Source organism: Butyrivibrio sp. MC2013 (assembly GCF_000424585.1).
Lineage (GTDB): Bacteria > Bacillota > Clostridia > Lachnospirales > Lachnospiraceae > Butyrivibrio.
On sequence record NZ_KE384211.1, the window covers coordinates 208317 to 232035 of the forward strand.

At 43.5% G+C, this 23719-nt stretch carries 16 protein-coding genes and 1 pseudogene; 1 reads left to right on the forward strand and 16 read right to left on the reverse strand.

Annotation, left to right across the window (positions count from 1 at the left end; genetic code table 11):
• Positions 1-24: 24 nt before the first annotated feature.
• Positions 25-3510, reverse strand: a complete 3486-nt coding sequence (locus G636_RS0115360; protein WP_026508781.1) for an EAL domain-containing protein — start codon at positions 3508-3510, stop codon at positions 25-27.
• A gap of 418 nt (positions 3511-3928) precedes the next feature.
• Between G636_RS0115360 and G636_RS0115365 the strand changes: the two genes are divergently transcribed.
• A complete protein-coding gene (locus G636_RS0115365) occupies positions 3929-4627 on the forward strand; it encodes a LytR/AlgR family response regulator transcription factor (RefSeq protein WP_026508782.1) in 699 nt (232 codons plus the stop codon).
• 18 nt (positions 4628-4645) lie between these two features.
• Here the strand turns inward: G636_RS0115365 and G636_RS0115370 are convergent, their stop codons facing one another.
• The 15 genes and pseudogenes from G636_RS0115370 to G636_RS20145 all read right to left on the reverse strand — a co-directional run.
• Positions 4646-5221 (reverse strand): xanthine phosphoribosyltransferase, encoded by a 576-nt coding sequence (locus G636_RS0115370; protein ID WP_026508783.1) that lies wholly within the window; start codon positions 5219-5221, stop codon positions 4646-4648.
• Between the two features lie 44 nt (positions 5222-5265).
• Positions 5266-5856, reverse strand: a complete 591-nt coding sequence (locus G636_RS0115375; RefSeq protein WP_026508784.1) for a TetR/AcrR family transcriptional regulator — start codon at positions 5854-5856, stop codon at positions 5266-5268.
• Positions 5857-5858: 2 nt separating this feature from the next.
• Positions 5859-6842 (reverse strand): ABC transporter permease, encoded by a 984-nt coding sequence (locus G636_RS0115380; protein WP_026508785.1) that lies wholly within the window; start codon positions 6840-6842, stop codon positions 5859-5861.
• Positions 6839-7903 carry an ABC transporter permease gene (locus G636_RS0115385; RefSeq protein ID WP_155832425.1) on the reverse strand — a complete coding sequence of 355 codons (1065 nt, stop codon included), beginning with the start codon at positions 7901-7903 and terminating at the stop codon, positions 6839-6841. The genes G636_RS0115380 and G636_RS0115385 overlap by 4 nt, the downstream gene beginning before the upstream one ends.
• A 31-nt stretch (positions 7904-7934) precedes the next feature.
• Positions 7935-9473, reverse strand: a complete 1539-nt coding sequence (locus G636_RS0115390; protein WP_026508787.1) for an ABC transporter ATP-binding protein — start codon at positions 9471-9473, stop codon at positions 7935-7937.
• 163 nt (positions 9474-9636) lie between these two features.
• Positions 9637-10887 (reverse strand): BMP family ABC transporter substrate-binding protein, encoded by a 1251-nt coding sequence (locus G636_RS0115395; protein WP_026508788.1) that lies wholly within the window; start codon positions 10885-10887, stop codon positions 9637-9639.
• Positions 10888-11324: 437 nt separating this feature from the next.
• Positions 11325-11885: a DJ-1 family glyoxalase III gene (locus G636_RS0115400; RefSeq protein WP_026508789.1), complete on the reverse strand. Its 561-nt coding sequence runs from the start codon at positions 11883-11885 to the stop codon at positions 11325-11327.
• Positions 11886-11903: 18 nt separating this feature from the next.
• Positions 11904-12689 (reverse strand): ABC transporter ATP-binding protein, encoded by a 786-nt coding sequence (locus G636_RS0115405; protein ID WP_026508790.1) that lies wholly within the window; start codon positions 12687-12689, stop codon positions 11904-11906.
• A complete protein-coding gene (locus G636_RS18910) occupies positions 12682-13581 on the reverse strand; it encodes an ABC transporter permease (RefSeq protein WP_035779837.1) in 900 nt (299 codons plus the stop codon). The genes G636_RS0115405 and G636_RS18910 overlap by 8 nt, the downstream gene beginning before the upstream one ends.
• Positions 13582-13652: 71 nt before the next feature.
• Complete coding sequence (locus tag G636_RS0115415) at positions 13653-14741, reverse strand: ABC transporter substrate-binding protein (RefSeq protein WP_026508791.1); 1089 nt, start codon at positions 14739-14741, stop codon at positions 13653-13655.
• Between the two features lie 534 nt (positions 14742-15275).
• Positions 15276-16019 (reverse strand): hypothetical protein, encoded by a 744-nt coding sequence (locus G636_RS0115420; RefSeq protein ID WP_051227071.1) that lies wholly within the window; start codon positions 16017-16019, stop codon positions 15276-15278.
• A gap of 35 nt (positions 16020-16054) precedes the next feature.
• The gene (locus tag G636_RS0115425; protein ID WP_026508793.1) at positions 16055-16561 is read right to left on the reverse strand and encodes a hypothetical protein; all 507 of its coding nucleotides are present in this window, start codon (positions 16559-16561) and stop codon (positions 16055-16057) included.
• Between the two features lie 332 nt (positions 16562-16893).
• A complete protein-coding gene (locus G636_RS0115430; protein ID WP_026508794.1) occupies positions 16894-18720 on the reverse strand; it encodes a glycoside hydrolase family 2 protein in 1827 nt (608 codons plus the stop codon).
• A 333-nt stretch (positions 18721-19053) separates the two neighbouring features.
• Positions 19054-23328 (reverse strand): discoidin domain-containing protein, encoded by a 4275-nt coding sequence (locus G636_RS0115435; RefSeq protein WP_026508795.1) that lies wholly within the window; start codon positions 23326-23328, stop codon positions 19054-19056.
• Between the two features lie 216 nt (positions 23329-23544).
• A pseudogene (locus G636_RS20145) lies at positions 23545-23664 on the reverse strand (methylated-DNA--[protein]-cysteine S-methyltransferase); the annotation flags it as partial.
• Positions 23665-23719: the final 55 nt, after the last annotated feature.

A 23719-nucleotide genomic window follows, 5' to 3' on the forward strand; every position in this document is an offset into this window, starting at 1 on the left:
GCTAATGAGCGGAATCTGATCATATCACTCATCCATCCATACCATATGGAGCTTATCGCCCTTGGCATCAGGCAGGACCCTGCCTGCTACCTTTATAGTCTTGGCAGAATTATCACTGCATATGATCCTCATATCGCAGTGCATTACGTCCTTGGTACCCTGATGTTCTTCAACGAAGTTTACGAATCTACATAGGAGCTCTTCTCTGTCCTCAGGCCAGAGGATATTCTCGCAGGAATTATTATAGTATTCCTTAAAATCTTTCAGATTGGTAAAGCCGCACATGTTGATAGCCATATCATTGACACTTATGATCTCTGCATGGTCGTTATTAACCGTACATACCAGCAGACCGCAAGGGATATTCTGGATGATATCTTCATTCCTTACGAGGATCTTGTCATCATCACCTGTGTCTTCATCCGGGATATATTTGCAAAAGCAGTTCTTGCCGGCCAACTTAGCCTTATACAGCGCCATATCAGCCTTGCGATACAGATCGTGATAGCCTCTTCCGTGCTCAGGGAACATTACGAAGCCCGCTGATATCGTGCAGCTCACCTTATTCTTTTTATAGGTGATAGAAACAGGCTTTGCAGTGAAATTCGCAAGGAACTCTTCTACAAAAAGTGCTGATCTATCCTTTATAAAGCCCATGAACTCATCTCCGCCAAGGCGGCAGGCAAAGCCATACATGCCAAAGTTATCGTCTAGCTTTCTGGCCAAAGCCTTGAGCATATTATCACCGCACTCATGACCGTATTTGTCATTTATCTCCTTGAAATTATCAAGATCCATCATGACAAGTCCGCACTGGCTGCTTGAATGCTTGTGCATATATTCTCTGATCATGGGAACAGCACTATACCTGTTATATATGCCGGTCAGCGTATCCCTTTCCAGAGCTCTTCTGTCACTTAATATCTTTTTCTTGTATGTATCAATATTATAGGTCAGGAAATAACAAATGATCTCGCCTGTCTCCTCAAGTCTCATCATCTGATAAGAGGAATGGAGCCATACAGGGCCATGTTCCAGATAGCTGCAATACTCTATGGAGCCTATCTTATTGCCATTTTCAAATTCACGAAGGAGCTTGTCTCTGCTATAGAACTCCATCAGACGCTCTTCATCATCAGCATTGGTAGTCAGATCCAGGAAGATCCTCATCATTTGCTCGTAATCTGTAGTATATTCCTTGTAATCTCTTCCAAGAAGGGTATCAGCCCCCGCCAGATGCATCTCATTTACAATGTTCTGAGTCAGATTGACTTCAAAATAATAGGAGTTGTCCAAAAACGACTTATATGACTCATAGCCCAGTATCTCCGCATAACCTCTGCTGGAAAGCCACATAAATACCGGATTACGTGGAAGATCCCTTGATGCTTCATCCATCCCCTGAAGCATACGTATCCTATCGATATCAACATCAGATATACAGGAGAGAAACATCTCATGATCATCAAGGTCAGCCCTGATAACAGTAAATTGCTGCCAGTTATACCTGCTATCTGCTCCCAGACAACGGAAATAGTCTGTAACATAATCGCCAAAGGTATGCTCAATACGATCCTTGAGATTAGCGATATCATAAAAGCGAAGGAATCTTTCAACATCAACATCCATAACAAATGCCATGGCAAACTCTTTATAGCTATCCTTGATGCTGCTGCCTTTTTTTATGAGCCTACTATGAGCAGTATTGATATATACGTTATGGATCGTATCTTCGTTGACATCTATCAGATCCAGCCTGTTATACTGGGAGTATACAAACCTGAGCATAGCTTCCTGTCTGGAACTTCTGCTCACATCAGCAGTAGCTGTCAGATTGATACTTATATTTAGGAAGGCACTCCTGTTCTTGTAGCTGGAAATAGGTATAAACCTGCAGTTACAACTCTGCCCTGATTTAACAAAGTCCACAGACTGTGAGCTGCCGCTGCTCCTTGCTATCCTCACCACATTGAGGAATCTGGATGGAAGCTGACCTCTCTTCCTACTCATCAGTTCATTAGCTTCTTCGATAGTCCTGATATCTATAGACTCAAGAAATTCCTTGAATTTTGGATTGTAATTGAGTATGGACAGCTCATCTCCCTGACATTCTACAATAGACATAGCTGCGCCATAGAAATCATCATGGGCACTGGCACCAGACATACCAAGAGGAAGCTCTGATGACAGGAGGTTGAGCCTGCCAATACCTTCATAATACTTCCTCATTCCCTTGGTCTCATTGGTCCTGTTATCAGAGATAGTTTTCTCAAGATCCACAGGCCTTGAATAGAGGAAGCCCTGGAGGTTATCACAGCCAATACTTCTTAGATATTCAGCTGCTTCATTGGTCTCAACGCCCTCAGCCACAGTCTTTATGCCCAGGCGCTTGGTCATATCCATTACAGATTCCAGGATAGTCCTTGTTTGCTCATTATCCGTAAAGTCATGGATAAACTTCATATCCATCTTCAGGCAGTCAAATTCATAATCCTTAAGAGTATTCAGCGATGAGAATCCGCTTCCAAAATCATCCATCCATATTTCATACCCAGCTTCTCTGAATCTTTTGATGCAGCCATTGACCAGATCTTTTTCCATGGAAAAAACAGACTCAGTGATCTCTATATGGATCTCAGAGGGATTGATATCATATCTGCTGATTATGGTATGGACATCAGTGAAGATATCACCAAAGGAAAAGTCCTGCTGGGAGAGGTTAACTGATGTAGGTGAATCACTGCCTGTCTCAGCCTTGATACGATTCTTGTCAATGCAAACCTTCTCTATGATAGCCAGGTCCAGCTTCTTGATCATGTGATACTTCTCAAGAATAGGCACAAAATCCCCGGGTGAAATAAGGCCTATCTCAGGATCATTCCATCTGGCAAGAGCTTCATAACCGGAGATATTGCCGGTAAGACATCTAACTATAGATTGATAATAGGGGTATATATATCCATTCTCGATGGCGCTGTCAAGCTGAGCTACAATATAGCGCTCTCTCTGATAGGTCCGGTCCAGCTTTTCATCGTAGTAACCAAACTTCTTGTCATATTCATTGCGGATGGTATCACAGGCCACCTTGGCTTTGTCAATACAGGTAACAGCATCATACTCATCATCTGCAGGCAGATAAATACCTGCTGATAGCTGCAGCCTGGTATCTACTCTGAAGGGTCTGAATTCATCACAGACGCCCTCTATCTTCTCCTCAATATCAGTCTTGTCCGCAACAACAGCAAAATGATCCGCACCCATTCTGGCGCAGATTTCCTGAGGAAAAAAAGCATCTATGGTACGGGCAACAAGTACCAGACAGTCATCTCCGGCTGCCGAGCCATATCTTTCATTATACGAGCGAAAGTTTTCGATATTGAAGTAGATAAAAGCAATCTGCTTCCTGAGCTCCGGATTGTTCATCACATCCTGTGCAAGATTACGGAACTGGGTATAATTCGATAAGCCGGTAAGCTCGTCTATAGATCCTTCAGGGTTATATGAATCCATATGTTCAGATTTCTCCTTATGATTAGATATCTCGTCATATCATGATACATATGTTAATTATGTCATCCTAAATGTCCATACAGATTATCGGTGATTATCATTTATAACTTTAGCTTGCCTATTAGCATAGTTTTGCCGGTTACTTGATCTCGCTTATGGGCAGCAGCAATGTTAAACTCGCAAACGCTTCGCTTTTTGCTCGTTATAAAATCACTGCTGACGCAGTTCTACGGGTACGGGGCTTATAACCCCGCACCCGTAATCAAGATATTCCCACCACCTAAAGGTGGTGGGTTATCTTGATTATTTTATATATACCGACCGGCCGCGGTGACAGCTTTTGATAAATTACAGTGATTGTGATATCCTATTGTTAAATAGTTCAAATGTTATCTATAACTATCTGAGGTGGAGCAATATGCTGCGTGTAGCTGTATGCGATGACGAGATCGTCACTCTTAAACAAATCACACACCTTCTTCAGACATTTGCAAGGGAGAACAAACGCATATCCTTTGATATAGAATCTTTCCAGGATTCTGCTACTTTGCTCTCTTCCATCAAGAAGAAACATTTCGACATTTATCTGCTGGATATTTTTATTGATGAATTAAGCGGAGTAGAGATCGCACGTCAGATCCGTGCTGACGGCAGCAAAAGCGAGATAATCTTCCTCACAGCATCTGAAGACTATTACCGTGACGCCTATAAGCTAAAGGTCTCCCGTTATATTGCAAAGCCCATAGAACCTGAAGAATTCTTTGAAGCGCTGTCTATCATCTGCCAGCGTTTTGAAGATGACAGCTTCCTGATACAGGACGGCAAATGCGCAGTCAGGATCCCCCTTAGAGATATTCTATACTGCGAATCCGCCGAGCATTACAAGAAAATAGTAACGAGAAATGAGGAATTTGTAGTCCGTTCCACCATGCAGGAGCTGATATCAAGACTTGCCGCAGATTTCTTTTACCCTCTGGGCAAAAGGATCCTGATCAATGTGCTGCATGTCAAGTCCGTCACATCCGAACATGTGACCATGGACAACGGGCAGATCTTCTCTCTTCCAAGAGGCGAGATGAGACGTTTATGTGAACTGGTACAAAAGTATACCATTTGATAACAAAGAAGAACTGCGTCATTGTCTGAAGGTGACACCATTTACAGGATCCATAGCTTCAACAATAGCCATGCTCATAAGCTTATAGCCCTTGGCTCTAAGCTCGTCTCCGCCGCCCTGGAAGCCCTTCTCAATTGCTATACCGATTCCGCCTACCTGGGCACCAGCCTGACTGCATATATCAAGAAGACCATTCATGGCATTGCCTATAGCGAGGAAATCATCCACAAGGAGTACCTTGTCATCAGGGCCAAGGAATTTCCTGGCGATAGTCACATCATATTCCTTGCCATAAGTAAAAGATCTGACCTTGCTGGTATAGAGATCTCCATCCAGATTCATGGACTTTGCTTTCTTGGCAAATACCACAGGAACATTAAAATATCTGGCTGTCATGCAGGCAATGGCAATACCGCTTGCTTCAACAGTCACCACCTTGGTAATACCCTCATCCTTAAACTCATCATAAAATGCTTTGCCAAGCTTATCCAGTGTATCCACATCCAGCTGATGATTCAGGAAATTATCTACCTTCAGTATATTTCCCTCTTTTACAAGTCCGTCTTTTACAATCTTTTCTTCAAGAAAATTCATGATGCTCTCCCGATTTTACTAAGTTATTTGCCAGATTTTTGTATTTATCTGTATGCTTCAACCATCTTAAGGACAATCTGCTTGGACATCTCAAAATACTGCCTGAGGTCAATACTGTCTTCATCGATAAGATACTGTATGGTAGCGCCTTCCAGCATTGATACATACTGGGCAGGCAGGTACTGTCTGATATCATCAGGGAGCCCCGGTACATATCTGTCCAGTACCTGACCTATCTCCTGTCTCCAAAGGGAATAGGACTCAGCGAACCTCTGCCTGGTATCCTCATCTACCCTACTCTGTACCCAAAAGTCCATCTCTGCATGGTTGTACTCAGGGAAATTCTCTATCAGATGGATCTCGTTTTCTGTAAAAATATCCAGAGCGCTTTCCAGCGTATCCTCTGCACCTTCTCTTAGCTCTTCACGAAGCTTGGGGAAATTACCCAGGATCTTCTTTTGAAGGGCTATGAGGATCTCTTCCTTGGTCTTGTAATAATACAGGACATTGGACTGGAGCATATCTGCTTCTTTGGCGATCAGACTGATCCTGGTACCGCTGATGGTATGAGCTTCCATTACTCTGAGAGTAGCCTCAAGGATTTTCTCTTCGTTGTTCTTCTCGCTGTTCTTCATAATTATCTGTCCTCTCTGAAGTAAGCTTTACCAAGGCTAGCCGGAGGCTGATTCTCAGGCTTATTACGCTTGGATATCACTACGAGCACAATGATCGTAACCACATAAGGCAGCATCTTGACCAGCTCTGATGTAGCCCTGTTCAGCCCCGGAAGGTAGATGTAGAGTACATAAAGAGCACCGAATACCAAGGACCCCCATATAGCATTGGAAGGCTTCCAGAGTGCCAGAATAACAAGAGCTATAGCCAGCCAGCCTCTGTCTCCAAATCCATTATTGGACCAGGTTCCTCCCAAATATTCCATTACAAAATACAGACCTCCCAGACCTGCAATAACAGCGCCTGCAACAGTTGCAATATATTTATTGCCTGTAACATTGATGCCTGCAGCATCTGCAACAGAAGGGTCTTCGCCAATAGCCAGGAGATTGAGGCCATAGCCGGTGCCAACAATAAGCCATGTGACTATAAGAGCTATCACTATGGACAGATATGTAAGAAAACCATAAGAGAAAAGGATCTTGCCCACAAGAGGGATATTCCTCATAAACGCAGGAAAGAAATTGGTATAACCGCTTGCTGATGTCGCAACAGAGATCTGACCTACGCCGCCTGCAAGCTTGGAAAGGCTGCCTCCAAAGAAGTTGCCAAAGCCCACGCCAAAGGTAGTAAGTGCAAGACCCACAACATTCTGATTAGCACGAAGTGTGGTAGTAAGGAAGCAGTAGAGAAGTCCTCCAAGAGCGCTTGCTATCACTGTACAGATAAGGGAAATGACTACGCCCGCAAAAGCTGACGGGTTATCCGTGGCATTCTCATAAAGGAATGCTCCCATAAGACCGGATATACCGCCCATGTACATGATGCCCGGTATACCCAGGTTAAGATTGCCTGATTTCTCTGTAAGGATCTCACCTGTAGCTCCATAAAGAAGAGGAACTGCCTGTCCTACAGCTGCAACAATAAATGTAAGAAGAAGGGTCATGACTTGTCATCCTCCGTATTAACAACTTTCAAATGATAACGGATAAAGAATTCACATCCGATGAGGAAGAATATCAGAATACCGGTAATGATATCTGATGCATTTTCATTAAGTCCGTACTGTGATGCGATCTGGATACTACCCTGCTGCATGAATACAAGGAAAGCAGCAACCAGCAGCATGCCTGCGGGATTAAGATTGGCCATCCACGCCACCACGATGGCTGTAAAGCCTCTTCCGCCTGCAGTAGATGTGGAAATGGTATGACTGGCACCTGATACGATGACAGCGCCTGCAAGTCCGCATACAGCTGAGGATACCAGCATGGTCCTGATAATGACCTTGCCTACATTGATACCGGCATATCTGGCTGTATTCTGGCTCTCTCCTACTACAGCTATCTCATAGCCATGCTTGGTGATCTTCATATAAAGAGTCATCACAACAGTCACTATGAGCACTATCAGGATATTCAGACCATAATCGGATCCAAACAGAGCCGGGAACCAGCCTTCCTTGCCTGAAGGATTGATGATACCTACAGAATTGGAACCGGAAGGATTCTCCCAGAATACAATAAAGAAGGTAACAAGCTGCATAGCCACATAATTGAGCATCAATGTAAAGAGTGACTCGTTGGTATTAAATATAGCCTTAAAGAGTCCGGGTAAAAATCCCCAGATCATACCACCAAGGGCACTGCATACAATTATGAGAAAAAGAAGTAAAGGTGCAGGAATGCTCTTACCATAGATCATAAGAGCTGAACAAGCTATACCTCCTGCCAGGATCTGTCCTTCAGCACCCAGATTCCAGAATCTCATCTTAAATGCAGGCATTAGGCCTACAGCTATGAGCAGAAGTACCACAGTCTCCCTGACAGTCACCCATATTCTCCTGGGAGAACCAACAGCGCCTCCGATTATACCTTCATATACCTTAAGGGGATTTACACCGGTAATACCCACAATAACAAAAGCAGCTACAATGAGGCCCAGCACAGCAGCGATCAGTCTGATCCCCCATGCTTTCAGAGGGCTGATGCCGCTTCTCTTTACCATATGTATGACTTTTTTATTTGACCTTGCTATTTTAGACACTTCTTTCCACCTTCCTGCCGCCTGTCATGAGCATGCCCAGCTCCTCCTTGGAGGATTCCTTGGCATTTACAATACCTGTCACACTGCCTTCACACAGGACCATGATCCTGTCACAGAGCTGGAGCAGTACGTCCAGATCTTCACCTACGCACATTACAGCTACGCCCTTGCTCTTCTGATCAGCAAGGAGGTTATATATTGTATAGGATGAGTTGATATCCAAACCTCTAACGGGATAAGCTACCATGAGCACATTAGGATTGGTAGCAATCTCTCTTCCTACCAGTATCTTCTGCACATTACCGCCGGAAAGCTTGCTCACAGGAGTTTCCACACCGGGAGTCTTGACTTCCAGCTTATCCACTATTTTCTCAGCCAGCTTCTTGGGTGACTTTCTGTCTGTAAAGAACTTGCTCTTACCTGATCTGTAGGAACGGATCATCATATTATCAGTCAGGTCCATGGAAGCTACAAGGCCCATTCCCAGTCTGTCTTCAGGTACAAAGGACAGGCTGATCTTGAGATTCTGTATCTCCTGCACTGACTTCTCAGACAACTTCTCAACAGGTGCATCTCCCGGAGGATAATAGAGTATCTCACCGGAATCAATATTCTGCAGTCCTGCTATGGACTCCAAAAGCTCCTTCTGACCACTTCCGGAGATACCTGCTATACCCAGGATCTCGCCGGAATTAGCTTCAAAGGATACGTCCTTTAGTATGAAGAGGCCTTCACTATCTCTGACACTGACGCCTCTCACATCTATTCTCTTTTCACAGCCCACAGGATCAGTACGTTTAATATCAAGGTGGACCTTCTCACCTACCATCATCTCGGTGAGCTGCTGGGCATTTGTCTGTGAAGTCTCCACAGTACCGATACAAGAGCCCTTTCTCAGCACAGCTACTCGATCAGATATCTCCAGCACCTCGTTAAGCTTATGTGTGATTATGATAATAGACTTGCCTGCCTTCTTCATCCTGCGAAGCACGTCAAAGAGCTTCTCGATCTCCTGGGGAGTCAGTACTGCTGTAGGCTCATCCAGGATCAGGATATCAGCACCTCTGTATAAAACCTTTATGATCTCAACAGTCTGCTTCTGTGATACAGACATGTTGTATATTTTCTCTGTTGGAGACAGCTCGAAGCCGTATCTATCAATAAGGTCCTTGACTTCCTTATTGACCTTTTTCATATCACGGCGGCCCTGGCCTATCTGGCCAAGGATAATATTCTCAGCTGCTGTAAGGATATTGATCAGTTTAAAATGCTGGTGGATCATACCAATCCCCAGTTCAAAGGAATCCATGGGATTCCTGATGGTAACGCTTTCGCCGTTTACCATGATCTGCCCTTCATCAGGAAAGTAGATTCCTGAGAGCATATTCATAAGGGTAGTCTTACCACTACCGTTTTCTCCCAAAATAGACAATATCTCACCCTTTTTAAGCGTGAGATCTACGTGATCGTTTGCTATTACATTTCCGAATCTTTTGGTAACGCCCTTTAATTCGATTGCGTTTGTATCCATACATTATCCTTTTTAAGCAAGTATTAGGGATATACTAAACAATTATGATCCGTTGAAAAGGACCATTTTAATATCCCTTACGGAAGATTTAACTCAGCCGAAAAGAATTTCGGCTGAGTTAATCAAATTCAAAATATCAATCTAAATTTCTAAGAAAGATGGATCATTCAGCGTTAGCTGTGATGCCATCAATGATCATAGCAAATGCGGGAGCAGATGCTACAGAAGACTCATGGAAAGCACCGTCAGATACATACTGTGCATACTGAGCATAGTCACCGCCTTCAGCAATGGCATCCTCAAGAGTCTTGCCGCCGTCTACTGTAAATGTTGATGTATCGAATACATTGAGCTTACCGGAAGAGATAGCTTCGATAGTCTCCTTAACAACATCCTCAGTACCCTCAGCGATAGCGTTCTGGTTAAGATCTGTGATAGCTACAGCGCCATCTGCAAAACCTGCAGTCCAGTCAGCAGGCATTACTTCGCCGTTAAGAACAGCCTGTACAGCATATGTGTAATATACACCCCAGTTGTTGCTTGCGGATGTGAGTGCGCAGGTAGGAGCAACAGCTGTCATATCTACGTTGTAACCAACGCAGGGAACTCCGGCCTTCTCACAAGCTGTAGGAGCACCTGTTGTATCAGCGTGCTGAGAGATCAGAACGCATCCGTCAGCGATGAGCTGAGTAGCAACCTCACCTTCAGCTGTCATATCAGCCCAGCTGTTGGTATACTGTACTTCCATAGTAGCTGTAGGAACCTGGCTGCGTACGCCAAGGAAGAAAGATGTGAAACCACTGATAACCTCTGCATAAGGATAAGCACCAACATAACCAACCTTAGCCTGGTCAGCTGTGATCTTGCCGTCAGCGATCATCTCGTTGAGCTTCATACCAGCTACAACACCGCTTACATAACGTGCTTCATAGATATTGTCAAAGTAGTTGTGGAAATTGCTGAGGCCTGATCCAGCAGCCTGATAACCTGTAGCATGAGCAAACTCTACTTCAGGATGATCACCTGCTACCTGCATAAGGAATGACTCATGACCAAAGCTTGTAGCAAATACAACATTACAGCCCTGATCTACAAGATCTTCTGCAGCATCTGCACAGGACTCATCTTCAGGGATAAGTGACTTCTCGATAACCTGCTCATCAGAGAGGCCAAGCGCAGCCTGCATATCATCAATACCCTGCATGTGAGCTGCTGTATATCCTTCGTTCTCATCACCGATGTAGATAACACCAACCTTGATGTTTGATGCATCCAGACCTTCGGATGCCTGTTCCTCTGTAGCGCTTTCGCCCTGTGCTTCTTCCTGCTGGGGAGCAGATGCACTCTGGCAGCCGGCCAGCATTGTTACAGATGTAGCAGCAACCAGCATGAGACTCATAAGTTTCTTCTTCATGTTTTCCTCCTGTTAAACACTATTAAGTGATTGATATAAACAGCATTCATAGCCTTTATATCTTGAAATGAAAAAGCCAAAAATGCCTTGATTTCACATCAAAACTTTTTGACCACCCATTCAATATAATTATACCTGACAGATTTGTCAACATCTAATTTGAACGACTATTCAAATAAAATAATACCCTCTATTAAAAGCATTTATAATTATACACAGTGCATGTTATAATACGTGAATATATGCGTAATTTAATGCTTATATAGAAGGTATTTTTATGTATATTTCTTGTATTTATTGTATATCAGGTCATCTGTAACAAAGATTATCTCATCTCTGCCCGATATACAGGCATAATAGCCAATAAGAGCCCGGGCTATTATAATAATGCCGGCTTAAGAATCACTAAATCTCATACAGCCTGTGGCATTGATCTCTTACGCATAAACAATGCTGCAGGCTATTTCATCTGCTTTATCCTTGCCAAGGAAGTGTTCTACTATCTTCAGTCCAAAGTCTATAGCAGTGCCCATGCCTCTGCTGGTGATGATATTATCGCAAATGACAGCTTTATCATGAACCAGATCAGCTCCCCCCGCCAGAAGATCAACTTCTCTTGCAGGATAACAGGTTGCCTTTTTGCCTTTAAGCAGCCCAAGCTCAGCAAATACATAAGGCGCTGCACATATTGCTCCCACAGTCTTACCACTGCCCGCAAATCTGACAAGCTCGTCGCATAGCTTGTCACATGCTCTGAGATTAGTGCTGCCCGGCATTCCTCCGGGAAGAATGAGCATATCCAGGCTGTCAAAGTCAACATCTCCTATGAGACAGTCGCATTTGATAGTCAGCTCATGAGACGAACTGACATAAATGTCAGGCATAATGGATACCTTTAAGGTATCTATACCTGCACGATACAAAATATCGTATACAGCAATAGCCTCCACATCTTCAAAACCATCTGCAAAGAAAATAGCAAGCTTCTTATCTGACATTACATGCCTCCTTCTATATCACGCCAGTAGCATTCTGTCGTTACTTAGCTTCTCTCCGGCCTTTTCCTTAAAGAGCGTCAAAAGATCCTCAACTGTGGTACTGCGTCTCTTCTCCCCACTCACATCATATATTATCTCACCATCATTCATCATGATAGTCCTGTTGCCCAGTTCCAGAGCTGACTGCATATTATGAGTGATCATGAGACAGGTGATGCCGTTCTCTTCTATTACAGTCCTGGTGATATCAAGGACCTTCTCGGCAGTAGCAGGATCAAGAGCTGCTGTATGCTCGTCAAGCAAAAGGAGCTTAGGTACATTATAGGTAGCCATGAGGAGAGTCAGTGCCTGACGCTGTCCTCCGGACAAAAGGCCAACGGGATGCTTCATCCTGTCTTCCAATCCCATCCCAAGCATAGAAAGCCTCTCTCTGAATTCTCTCCTGTCTGCAGCTGATATATGAGCAAACCAGCCTCTCTTACCGGAAGCCAGATAGAGATTGTCTTCAATGCTCATAGAAGGAGCTGAGCCCTTCATGGGATCCTGAAAGAGCCTGCCTATCTGGGCTGCTCTCTTGTGCTCACTCATAGATGTGATATCTGTGCCATCTAATATGATAGAGCCGCTGTCCACCTTAAACACACCGCTTATGGCATTAAGGAGAGTGGATTTACCTGCTCCGTTTGAGCCTATTATACTGATAAAATCCCCTTTATTCACCTTCAGGCTGATATCTGTCAGAGCTTTCTTTTCATTAACAGTGCCACGGCCAAAGGTTTTGGATATCTTATTAAGTTCAAGCATTGTCCCTTACCTCCTTCATCTCTTTTAACTTACCTATGAAGTAAGGCCCGGAGATAGCCAGTATGACTATCACAGAGGATACCAGCTTGAGCATAAATGCAGGCATGTTAAGCCTCAGAGCCAGTGTGTATACTATCCTGAAGAATATGGCACCTATCACTGCACCAATGATGCCGTGACCTACTCCCTTATTTCTAAAGAAGAGTCTGCCTATAAGGAGGGATGCCAGAGCTATGGTCAGCATACCTGTACCAATATCTATATTGGCAGATTTATTGTACTGAGCAAGAAGGCACCCTGAAAGCGCTGTCAGTGAATTGGACAGGCACAATCCGGTAACAGTGATGGCCACGGTATTGATGGATGAAGATCTCACCATGTCGGGATTGTCACCTGTAGCTCTGATAGCCAGACCCAGCCTGGTCCTGAGAAATGCCACCAGGCAGATCATTACAAATAGTATAAGGGCTGTGATCAGTATCAGCTTGGACATAGGATCCAGAACGCTGCCATCCAGACTGTCACCTATCCTGCTAAATACAGTATCCGCAGAATTAAGATTTAGAAGAGATGAGCGGCCCATGATCGCTATATTTACAGAATATGCCGCGGTATTGACCGTAATACCCGCCAACAGGCTGTCCACTCCCATTTTGGTCTGAAGGATAGCTGTGATAAAGCCTGATACCATACCTGCCAGCATAGCAGCAGGCAGGGACAGATATGGATGTCCCGCCAGGACTACAACCGCACCCACAGCGGCACCCATTGTAAAAGCGCCGTCAGTGGACAGGTCACATACATTTAACATTGTATAACTTAGATATAAAGCAAGTACTGTTAAAGAACTGATAAGTCCCAGTTCAACAGCTGTCTGGATCAAAGCTGCCATAATAGATCACTTCCCCTAAAATTTTAAATAGATAAAAAGAATAATCATATCAAGAATATAAACAAGAGCTCTTATTCAAAACTCTCCGCTGTCCTTATAGTCTGGATGCTGCTGGCATAATCTGCAAATGAAGTCTTAAGGCTATCAATATCCATACCAAGAGCTTCCATGATCTCTTCGTTGATAGTCACAATGCCGTTATCAAAGGTCTTTACAGGAACTGCTCCGGGATCCTTGGAATTTAGAAGAATATCTGCAGCCATGTCAGCTGTCTCCTTGCCCAGGTTAGCATAATTTACGCCAAAGCCCAGGAAAGCACCGTTAAGAGCAAAGGAATCTGCTCCGCAGTAGTGAGGGATACCTGCATCTCTAAGGATCTCATAGATAGAGAGCTCAGCTGTCATGATAGTATTATCAGTAGGTGTGAATATAGCTTCTACGCCTGCAGATACAAGAGCGTTAGCTGCAAGTGTCACTTCTTCTACATTGGTACCTGTCTGCTCCACTACCTCGATGCCCTTTCCTTCCAGGAATTCTTTGGCTTTCTTAATAGCTGTTGTAGAAGAATCCTGACCTGCATCATAGAGAAGGCCTACCTTGGAAATATCAGGATCAGCAGCGATCATCATGTTCATGATGGAATCTGTATTAAGCATATCAGATGTACCTGTGATATTGGCACCGGGAGCATCCATGGATGCCGCCAGTCCTGTGCTGATAGGATCTGACACAGCGGAGAATACAACAGGAGTCTTTGACTCTTCTGTAGCTCCCTGCATAGCCATAGCTACAGGTGTAGCCACGCCTATCATCAGGTCTACGTCATCAGCTTCAAAATTTGCCACTATCTGAGCCAGTACATTGGCGTCAGCATTGCAGTTATCGTATTTTACTGTGAAGGTCACGCCCTTATCCTTACCGATAGCCTCCAGCTCACTCTCAATATTATCCACTATCTGATTAAGAGATGCATCATCTACGTAATTGCAGATGCCCACCTTATACTCCACTACCGCATCAGCGCCTGCATTATCTGCCGCAGCACCTTCTGCATTTGTGTTTCCTGCTGCACCTGACTGTCCGCATGCGCTAAGGCCTGCTGCTATACAAGTGCCCATAGTGATAGCTGCAATTTTCTTCATGATTGTTTTAGTCTTCATTTTTTCTCTCCTTTTTTGACAATTACTAATGTGTAGGCTGATTCCAGGGACATTTTCAAATGAAAGACCTTAATCTGAACAGAGGAAAAGACTCTGAGTTCGGACCATACAAAAAAATCTGTCCCTGCATATTAAAATGCCGGGACAGATAATATTCATCATCTGCGGTGCCACCCTGCTTGACGCCAACAGGCGCCCTCTTAACGCATACCTACATATGCTGACCTTTGATCACGGGGAGTCCAGCCCCGTCGCCCATACTCAGGATATATCCCTTTGTGTTTGCCCTTGGAAGTCCATTCGCCTATATGCTGCATATCGCACTCTCACCATCTGCGACTAGCTGGGATGCTCACATAGAGGTTACTCACTCTTCCGCTTCGGTTTATTACAGTAAAGTATAAAAGGCCATACGCCATATGTCAATAGAAATTATTGTATTATTATGTGCTGCTGCGGAAGTTATTTTCCTTGCTCGCTGCACTCCAAATGGCTTTTTACTAATTCTTGGATAAAGCATCCAAGATGCTATGTCTATAAAGACATCTTGATAATATCTTTCAAGCCTTCAAGCATGCGTTTATCCGGGTCATTGAAATGCCCGCCGTCGTTCCACTTAAGAATATGCTTCTTGCCAGTTTGTTCAAGGAGTTCATCTATAGCGACAAGATTGTCTCCCACCTTCTGCATAGTCTTATTGGCAGTTCTGGGCTCTTTTCTTCCAAGACTCAGGTAATAACATCCGCTTTTTGGCATATGTATATTCAGATAATCCAAGAATCCCTGAAACCATACAGAAGGTGATACAGCTGCGCAGCCACTGAAGCACTCATCCTCACATGTAGCCCAAAGAGAGAAAAGGCCGGCCAGGGAGTAGCCTGCTATAATGACTGGGATGCTCAAACTTTTCAAAGACAAAAGGGGCTCTAATATATTCTCTCTTATCTGATCAAGGGTATCAGATGCTCCATCTCCAAATTCTTCATTACCAAATACCGGAGGATTGTGCCAGGGAGAGAGCTCATGATTCCAATCACTGACCAGCAGGTACACGGCCATAATAGCGATATCATCATAAGCTGCTTCTAATGCATCATATTCCGCGTTCAGAGCTCCCTCATTCCATTCACCAACAGGGCGGATAAGCAGGATATCTGCTTCGGAAGCAGCTTTTTTGAAGCCCTCATCATTCAACTCGCTTTGAATATCCTTGCTATCGCAGCTTGTGATGATACGCTCTTTCTTTTCCTTTATCTTAGAATAGATGATTGTCTTCAATTTTGCCCTCATAACCTGTCTTGAGTTATTATCTGTTAAGCATCAATCTCTATCACGCAGCTAAGCCCCTTATATTTCTCGCCAAGCGCTAATATAGCATCCCTTGATAAAAGTTCATCAGGATGAATTTCATATGCAGGAATCAGAAGTGTCTTTAGGTAGCAGTTCTCAAGAAAACCGGTATAGATAGCCAAAGTATCCTTATCCGGGCTACCATGATAGACTATGGCTCCAAGCTTTCCCTTCAGTATGGAATATTTCCCCTGCATTATATGCTTTCGATGGAAGAATCTGAGAAAAGCTTCCATGTGTTCTTTATTCAAGGACCTGTGGCATGATAAGAGATTCGTTATCTTTTCCTCAGGATGCTCAGAGCAGTATTCCACAATCTTCGCATCATCAAATACATCGTTCCCTATAGCCTGTATACGATCATTATCTGCGGTATTTATTAAAACAACTGCCAGTTCTTCGTTAACGCTTTTCTTTTTAAGATTGTAGAATCTTATCTGTCCATATTCTTCAATTTTGGATCTATCCATCTATCTCATTCCCTATAAATAAAGTTTTTTTCACAAAAATTGTTTGGTGCTTGAATGGTCATGATCTGCAAAGTTCAACCGATGCACATTCAAATCCTATATTAGCATATATGCTCGGGCTATCCAATTATCATAGGATAGTTAAATGGGCCCTAATGTTTTATTTATAAAATCAATCAATACCCAAAAAAGAAAAAATCCTTGTAGCCACCCAAATGAGCAACTACAAGGAAATATAATATAGCTTTTTATCCACCATAAGCTCATAAACGTAATACATATATAAGCATATGATCATTAGTAAATATGCTTATTCTGATATCACGATATGATCACTTATTCATCAGCTTCTTATAGAAATTCTGCAATACATAAAAAGCAGGCTTTTTATAGGTCTTGTCCTCATTTAATAGGCCCTTACGATTATAGTATTTCTGGATATAGCTGGTACGTCTTGGGCATCTGAAATCATAGAGGATCCAGGGAGTCATGCCTTTTACAAAGGATACAGTCTCCAGGAGGCTGGTCTGCTTCTCATACACGTCTGCCTGGCACTCTTCGCAGCCCTTCTCATCGACCTTACCATGATAACCTGTAAGAGCATCTGCGCCAAACTCTGTGATGATCACAGGCTTGTCAGGTGAGGAATTCTTCATGATGCCGGGAAGAAGGTTAAAGTCAGGTGTGTACCAGCCGCAGTACTCATTGATACCTATCAGATCCAGATGATCCGCAAGTCTGTCAGATATCCTGAGCTCCTGGGCATCCACAAGGCAAGCAGCTGATACCAGTCGAGTCTTATCTTCTCTATGCGCAGTAGCTGCAAGTCTGCTCATAAACTTCAGCCTCTCATCAGTATCTGCATTTTCGTTGCCAATAGACCAAACAATCACGCTGGCCCTGTTGTAATCTCTTCCTATCAGCTCCAGCAGCTGATTCTCCGCATCCTGATATGTTTCCTCACGTTCAAAGCGGATTGCCCAATATACAGGGATCTCTTCCCAGAGCATGATACCCATCTCATCAGCCAGCTTCGCCATATTCTCATGATGAGGATAATGAGCTATCCTCATAAAGTTACACCCCAGCTCCTTTGCAAGCCTTATATTCTCTATTCTCTCATCCTCAGTAAGTGCCTTGCCATTAACTACGCTCTCTTCGTGACAACTGATGCCTCTGAGGAATACAGACTTACCATTCAAGATAATATCAGTGCCTTCTACCCGGATCTCTCTAAAGCCTACTCTGTCCCTTACTGTGTCAAGCTCTCTTCCTGCAGTATCAATATAAGTCAGCTCGCAGTCGTAGAGGCGGGGATTCTCAGTAGACCATAGCTCTATGTCGTTCTTCATCTCATCCCTTATGATAACAGCTTCTGCGCTGCCTTCATTTATATCCAGCTCCTTCTCAAGACCCAGATCAGCAATCTTTAAGACAAACTTTCCTTCTGCAGGATATGATAGCCTGGCGTTTACGCTGATCTTGTCAAAAGAGCCATCCCTGACAAGACCGATTCTGAAATCCTTGATATGAATACGAGGCACTTCAACAATCTCAATATCTCTGTAGATACCACCATAGTTAAACCAGTCGGTATTATCCATGGGTACCTGTGTAGGCTTTCTGGTGTCATCTACAGCTATGAGCAGTCTGTTGCTGCTCTTCTCATCGCCCTTAAACCTGACTATATCTGTGATATTAAAGAAAAAGGGTGTGGAACCGCCTCTATGCATACCAATGTACTCGCCATTTAAGAATACCCTGGTCACATAATTGGCCCCGCCAATTCTCAGGAACAGATCATTATCAGTCCTGTTCAGCACAAACTCCTTAAAATAAACAAAAGTGCCTTCATAAAGCCTATATTCGGGACTGACCACGTTCCAGCACACAGGAAGCTTCATAGTCGGCCACTGCTCAAAGGAGAAATCCACAGGCAGACTAAAACCCTTGTCATCATAATAGCCTTCCTTAAACCATTTCTGCCTGATGCAGCTCTCGTACTGATCTACAGCATATTTCCAATCACCATTTAAAGATATGACCTCTCTCCCGCCCATGAAGATCATATCCTTATTTGTTGCCTGCTTACCCTCATACGGAGATGTGTGATCCTCCAGGTGGATATCCCATAAATATTCCTTTTCTACTTTTGACATTTGCCCCTCCAAAAATTTGATATCTGATCAAATATATCTGGGCTTTGAATGATAAAAGCTTCTTTGATTCAAAAGCCAGCTATAAATGATCAACTCTTTTTGCCTATAAAAATACGATACAATAAAAACGTTTTTATTGTATCGTGAATAGTGTAAGAATTATTTGATGTATTTTTATATAAATTTGCTAAATATAATATTCTAGTCCTGACAGTCCTAAAAAAATGACCCATATCATCAAAAGAAATGAGGCCTTTGCCAAGAATATCCATTATCCATAGCAAAAGCCCCATTGCAATATTTATGATCAGTAATCAGTGATCGGAAAAAATCTTATCTTCCATAGATCTCAGCTTCCCAAAGAGAATAACCATAAGGAAGTGCTCTCTTTACGCCCTGCAGCTTAATATATCTGGCGTCAGTAGGGCTAAAGCTGATGCTGTCTATGCCGCCTTTCATCCCTGTCAGACTCTTAACTGTATTATAGTTTTGTCCATCAGTTGAAACCAGGATATCATAGCTCTCGCCATAGGCATCTTCCCAGTTAAGGACCATCCTGTCTACGCTTACGACCTCTCCCAGATCAAAGAGAATCCAGGCATCATCTGAAAAGTTTGATGCCCACCTGCTCTTATCATCACCATCAAAGGCATTGGACACAGGTGTGTCCACATTCTCTTCACCTGATGCTGTAGCTTCAGTGATCTGAAGCTTTACAGATTCTGTGGTATCGCCGTTATTTGATCCGTTATGGTCGCCGTCTCCACCGTTATCGTTTCCATTATTGGCCCCGTTATCAGCTCCGGAGGCATTAGCATATACCTCCAGCTCCCAAAGGGAATAACCATAGCCTGTAGCTCTCCTGATACCCTGCATTTTTACATATCTGCAATTAACAGAGTTAAAAGATATTTCTTCACTTCCGCCCTTGCCATCATTTGTCTCATATACTTTCTGCCAGTTATATGCATCATCGGAGACCTGTATCTCATATGCAGATGCATATGCAGCTTCCCAGTCCAGGATTACTTTATTTATATACTTCTTGCTGCCAAGGTCTATGTATATCCATTCGTCATCGTTAAAAGCTGATGACCAGCGAGTGCCCATATTACCATCTACAGCCTTGTCTGCTGACACACCATCATTTTCAGCTGATGAAGCGTATGCCTTTATGCCGTTTACCGGTCCGGGTTCAGGAAGCTCAGAAGTATCAGTCAGATCTATTTCAAAATTCCTATCCTTAAATACTTCAAAGCTTACCAAAGATTTGGCTGCTACTCTCGCCTTTCCAATATAATTTCCATTTACTTTAAATGTGACTGTTTTTGTACTATTGCAAGGGTTCCAAACTTCTGCAGTATATTTTCCGTTTTTCTTATATACTGTTGCAGCAAGATCACCTGTTGCAATAATATCCGTGGTCTTTAACCCCAGCTCCTTCATAGCATTTAAGAATAGATAGGTATTTGCTGTGTCTGTCTTTTGCACTTCGCTGTCGTGTGCTTTGAACAGGTCCAGTGCTCTATCCGGATCAGTCTGAGACAGGAAAGGCCATGTGATATGCTGCCAGCCTCTATCCTGATGAGCATATTCTCTTATTATTTTATCAATCTCAGCCTGACTCTTTCCTTCATTTCTTGCTGCTAATGCGGCTTTATTTATAGCCATATCAGTATCAGCTTCAAGGCCCTTGTAGATCTCAGCACATTTCTCTTGATCCATGCCATAATAGGTCAGGTACTCAGATATAGGCAGCCACTGGATTCCATATACGTACAAGGGCTGTCCGCCAAAGAATGTGCCATAGAAATTGATACTTCCATATACCTGTCCTACAACTTCATAAGGCCAGTCATTTATCCAGTTATCCTTATCATAATCAAACCAGTACTGCTTTACAGCTTCCATCTCCGTAGTAAAGCCAAAAGCTCCTGCATCTCTGTAGCTGTCATTCTCTGTGAGCACACCCCATAGGTACATGCTGACCCAGCTAAAGAGGGACTCAGATGCTGATTCCTGATTATTTCCGGAATCGTTATCAGCATAGCCGCCGGCCCAGGAATGGCCCTCATAGAGATCATAGGCCCTGAAACGGCAATACTCGCTGTCCGAGTCAGAGGGATTGGCATAATCTCTGATGAGCAGCTCTATCATATCCTTGTAGTCGTTATAGAATTCCTCATCATAGCTTGCAAGCACTGTTGCCGCGAACATGAAATAGCCATAGGTAAAATGATGGTCACAGATCGCAGAATTGGCTCCAAACTCGCTGTTCTTATAAAAGAGTGTTCCCCAGTTCTCATTATAGATAAAGTAGCTGACATCACCAGGGCCATCATATGTAAACCAGTTGACCAGGATCTTTTTGATCCTCTGAAGAAATACATCTCTTAGCCCTGAATCCCCAAGCTGATCCGCCATAAGCACGCCCATTCCAAGGGGATGGAGATTTTTGCCCTCCCAGTATGCATCAGCTGCGGGAGTGAGATTCTTTGTAGCATCTTCAAGAAGTCCCAGATATGAACGCAATTGTTCTTTGTCAAAACCTTCATTTTCAGGCATTGCAAATATAGGAAGGAGTCCCGCAAATGTAGCTGATGTCTGGAACTGATTGGCAGTTATCGCCTTCATATCTCCTCTGACAGAGCTATAGCTTGTAAAAGCTCCGTTGTCATCTATGGAATGTTTCCACTGGTGAGGAAGCATGCATTGGATCGTCTCGTTAGAAAATCCCCCGCGCTTCAAGGCTGTAGTAACCTTATAGAAGGTTTTGACTTCTGCAAGGTTCTCATCGTAATCATATGTCACGCTTGTATCCACAGGAAATGCATAGCCATGGTTATAGAAGGTATCTATTTGATCCTTGCTGCCCATGGTAGCTATGGACATATATCCGTAGGCTTCAGGGAAAGTGATCTTTATATAATTTCCTGTCTTTGCAAAAACTGTACCCTGAGGAACTGTAAGACAGTAATTGTTTTCACTTGTCTTTGTTTTATTCTTATTATCATCGTCTACTATCTTTAAACCAATGTGGTCTGTTGTAATAGTATCCTGATCTTTGGTCAAAATACTATTTCCCCCGCCGTTATATATTTCTTCAAGCGCAGGGGCAGAGATATAGACAGTCCTGGTGCTGCCATATTCCGTAAAAATATAAGGCGAGCCTTTTACAAAGGTCGCTTTCATGGCCTCGTGGTCATCATCAAATAAGCCAAGAGTCACCGAATAATCGCTGTAATCAAGGACTTTGTCATAGGATGATGCGCTATCCATGTTTTCAGGAATGACTAACAGATCCACCTTGTTTTCCGTGACTACTGACACATTCACATCAGTAGGCCCCATATCGGGGAGCCATCCTTCGCTAAGGGTAATAACTGATAGACCCTGGGCAGTAAACCTGGTCTTAAAAGGCATGGTGCTCATGGGATTGCCAAAGCGCTTGATCAGCGAAGACTGCCACCAGTCATTACTGGCTATTGGCGCTTTCAGACTATCATCAATATAAACAGGGAGCTTAGCCTGCTCAAGATAGATATCGTTACTGATAAGGTTTCCCTTTTTATAGTTTTCTATATGAGACTGGGGAAGCTCAGGGATATCATACGTCGGTCTTGGATCAGTATTTTTGTATTCATATGCCTTAATCTCTTTTAATGAGAAGCCGCTTCCGGACTCCACTCTGGTATATCCATAGATCCTGAGATATCTGGCTGTGCCGTATAGAGGGATATTTGCAGTCTCAGATGCGTATCCCCTTGTTTGCCTATAAACGGTAGTATAATTATTGCCATCTGTAGACAGCTGGATATCATAGATCTTGCCTGCATCGGATTCCCAATCCAGGATCACACGGCCAAGGGTGTAATTTCTTCCAAGGTCCACGGTTATCCACTGCTTGTCGCTTTCTCCGGATGTCCAGTGTGTATTATCCTGTCCATCTACAGCATTCTTGCCAAGTACAGATGTCTGGTCCAGCACGCCGCCATTGTACATCCACCAGGCATCCCTCAAGGATGACACAGTCACATTTTTATTAAGTGCAATATTTGTACCATAGTCAGCCGGCCTCTTTGTCAGACCATCCAGACCCATTATCTCAAATTCATAAAGGGAATATCCGTAAGCAGGCAGCTGCTTTTCATTCATATTTAATCGCAGATACCTTGCAGAAATATTGATAGACAGTTTTTCATTTCCGCCACTAGATGATGAAGTACTGTATACTTCCGACCAGTTCGACATATCATTGGAAGCCTGGATATCATAGGCTTTTGCAAAAGCGCCTTCCCAGTATAGGTTTACGCCTTTGATAGATGTGACCCTCCCCAGGTCAACACAGATCCACTCAGACTTATTGTCCCAGGAGCTCTCCCACCTGGTGTTAGTAGATCCGTCCACTGCATAGGACGGGTCACTGTCTGCTGCAGATGAACTGGCATATACCATTCTCCCCACAGATACTGCATATGGCTCATCTTCTGCTGCATAAGCCTCCCGCGATCCTATTCCGGCCCCTGCAGTCATAGCTAGTGTTGTTGCAATTGCGAGTAAACCTGACATAAGCCGTTTGGTCAGGTGCCTCTTCTTAGCTTTGTACATCTTTTTCCTCCTTCTCATAACCGTGCAGTTACCCATCCTGCACAACCCCCACGTGGATTTAATATCCCATAATGATTTTAGGCTTTGAAATAGGCATGAAAAAGAAGACAATCATACAATTAAGAGTATTATTTTACACATCAAAAAGGATGCCTGAAATAGGCACCCTATATTTCATCTATCCCATACTTTGTCAGATCAACTTTGCCATCAATTAAAAGCTTTTTTACCAGGCTTCACACGAATCAGTTGCCAGTTTTCATCATGAAAAGGAGCCCCCTGATAGGTATCAGCAAATGATAAGCCGTATGATAATGCCTCTTCACGTGTTCTCATAAATCACCCCAGAATTAATACATTCTTGGATAAATAATCTTTTCGCTCAATAAAC